This window comes from Bacillus sp. LR_5, assembly GCF_042709275.1.
In genome coordinates this window covers 1-3071 of record NZ_JAVAXX010000475.1, presented here as the reverse complement: position 1 = coordinate 3071, position 3071 = coordinate 1, and the positions used below count along the sequence as shown (strand labels likewise).

At 40.1% G+C, this 3071-nt stretch carries 2 protein-coding genes; both read right to left on the bottom strand.

Features of this window, described 5'->3' with window-relative positions:
- A partial coding sequence (gene xylB, locus RAC86_RS37255) for a xylulokinase (protein WP_377886818.1) occupies positions 1 to 1400 on the bottom strand: 1400 nt, incomplete at its 3' end.
- Between the two features lie 150 nt (positions 1401 to 1550).
- Positions 1551 to 2888 (bottom strand): xylose isomerase, encoded by a 1338-nt coding sequence (gene xylA, locus RAC86_RS37250; RefSeq protein ID WP_377886817.1) that lies wholly within the window; start codon positions 2886 to 2888, stop codon positions 1551 to 1553.
- Between the last annotated feature and the right edge of the window lie 183 nt (positions 2889 to 3071).

Sequence of the window (3071 nt, the reverse complement as noted above, 5' to 3'; positions counted from 1 at the left end):
TGCGCCTTTGGATAAAATGCAGCAGCCTCACGAATGAACTGCTCTGCACATTCTTCAAGGGATTCAAACCATCCGCTTCCAAAGGCAGCCAGCATTGCAGCCCCCATAGCTGGCCCTTGTTCATTTTCTAACTTAATCACCCTCGCATTGAAAATATCAGCTTGCATTTGCAGCCACGTATCATTTTTAGCTCCTCCACCAATAGAAACAACAGTATGAACTGATTTTCCCGCTTCGCGGAATAGCTCAAATGATTCATGTAAAGAGAATGTGATACCTTCCATTATTGCCCTCAAAAAATGCTTTCTATTATGGGCTCCATCCATTCCGATCAAGCTTCCCCGAATAGAAGAATCAGCATGCGGCGTTCTTTCACCAACCAAATAAGGAGTGTATAGCAGTCCATTGGCTCCTATCGGAATAGCTTCCACCCCCTGCAATAATTGCTCAAACGATTCGTTTGGTGCAAACGTTTTTTTAAACCAGTCCAAGCTGTAGCCTGCAGCGAGCGTGACGCCCATCGTATAAAAAGAATCCTTTTTTCCATGATTAAAAAAGTGGACTTTGCCTTTAAAGTCTCTTTCTTTTTCTTCTTCGTAGGAAAGTATGACCCCTGAGGTCCCAATACTGCATAAAGTTTTTCCGGAAGAAAGGATACCTGCTCCAATAGCGCCGCAAGCATTATCTGCTCCCCCAGCGTACACTTTTGTTTTTTCTAATAGCCCGGTCTTGGCGGCAACGTGCGGAAGCAGCGACCCTACACAATCATGAGATTCAACAAGCGGAGGACAAATATCTGCAGAAATACCAATTTGATTGCAAATATCATTGCTCCACTCCTTGCGAGTAATATGTAAAAGTAAAGTTCCTGCTGCATCGGAGTATTCAGTGTGAATGGCACCGGTCATACGGAATCGCACGTAGTCTTTCGGAAGCAAAAACACAGCAGTTTTTTTAAAAAGTTCAGGTTCATGTTCCTTTACCCATAACATTTTAGGTAATGTAAACCCTTCTAAAACACGGTTTTTTGTGATGTCAAGAAGATGATCGCCAAATTTCTCGGTCATCCTTATACATTGAGGCGTTGTTCTGGTATCATTCCAAAGAATTGCATTACGTAACACCTGACGATCTTGGTCAAGCAGTACTAATCCATGCATTTGTCCCGAATAGCTTATCCCGTCAATATCCTTGGCTTGAACATTGGATATAGAAACCAATTCAGCCAATGCTTCAATTGTTTGCTGTACCCAGTCTTCAGGATTTTGCTCACTATATCCCGCCCTCTCTTGGATGAGCGGGTACCTTTTGGACGTTTCTGCACAAACCTTGCCGTTTTGATTAACTAAAATGGTTTTAACAGCACTCGTTCCAAGATCTATTCCAATGACATACTTCATTTTTTCACTCCTTGCCCTTTTAAAAAACCATTCACTCTAAATAAATCCTAATTATAGAAGTTACCCGTCATAACAACAAGCAATAGGAAAGGAATCATGACGGGTAATTCAGTGACTTGGTATTGATAGCAGGATCTGGAGCTTATCCTGTTATACTTCTAAAATGTATTGGTTCAATATCGCTTTTAATTTTTCCTGTCTTCCAGATTCGTTTTTAATTGATTTATGATTTAGCGCATATTGCTCAAGTGTGTGGAAATTAGCTCTTCCTTCTATAATTTCAAGACCAATCCCTTCAGTAAAGCTGCGGTAACGATGTTGAATCACATCTTCAAACACACGATCTTCGATTAATTTGTGGGCAACTTTCAATCCTCTTGCAAATGCATCCATCCCTGCAATATGGGCATATATTAGATCATCAGGCTCAAAAGAAGATCTTCTGACCTTTGCGTCAAAGTTTAATCCGCCGCTTCCTAGGCCGCCATTTTGCAGGATTTCGTACATTGCTAATGTCGTAGAATATAAATCCGTCGGAAATTCATCCGTGTCCCAGCCTAAAAGAGGATGACCCTGGTTTGCGTCAACAGAGCCAAGCAGACCATGTACTCTTGCCATGCGCAATTCATGTTCGAATGTATGCCCGGCTAATGTGGCATGATTGGCTTCAAGATTTAATTTAAAATGATTGTCTAAGCCATATTGCTTCAAAAAGGCAATGGTTGTTGCTGCATCTGTATCGTATTGATGGGTGGTCGGCTCTTTTGGTTTTGGCTCAATCAAAAACTGCCCTGTGTACCCGATTTCCTTCGCATAATCCATTGCCATATGCATAAATCTAGCCAAATTATCAAGCTCAAATTTTAAATCGGTATTTAACAATGTTTCATATCCTTCACGGCCGCCCCAAAATACATAGTTCTCAGCGCCAAGCTCTTTTGCTGTTTCTAACCCTTTTTTCACTTGTGCTGCAGCATACGCAAACACATCTGCATTGCAAGAAGTTGCGGCACCATGGACGAAACGGGGATTCGTAAACATGTTTGCGGTATTCCATAATAGCTTAACGCCGCTATTTCTCATGTAATCTTTAATCATGCCCACGATCATATCTAAATTTTGGTTTGTCTCTTTTAGCGTACTGCCTTCTGGTGCAATATCCCGGTCATGAAAAGCAAAGAATGGTGCATCTAGTTTTTCAAACATCTCAAATGCTGCTTCTACTCTCATCTTCGCTAGATCCATGCCTTTATAGTGATCCCATGGTCTTTGCATCGTAGCTGCTCCAAAAACGTCTGTACCATCAGCAGTAAATGTATGCCAATAGGCAATAGAAAATCGCAAATGCTCTTTCATCGTTTTTCCGCCGATTACTTCTTGAGGATTATAATATTTAAATGCTAAAGGATTAGTCGAATCTTTCCCTTCGTAAACCACTTTGTTTGCGCTTCCAAAATAGTTGGTTGAACTGGAATGAGATTGAGCCATGTGATTTCCCCCTTAAAAATAAATTCAAAACATGATCATTCAAATACAAATGCATTTTATTTCATATTGTAAGTTACCTATTAGTTTGTTGTTTAAACAAACTAACTTATTTTCATCTTATATAACCTCATCAGTATTTTCAATATTTTTTTTAGTTTTTTATGAACACATTAGATATAATAA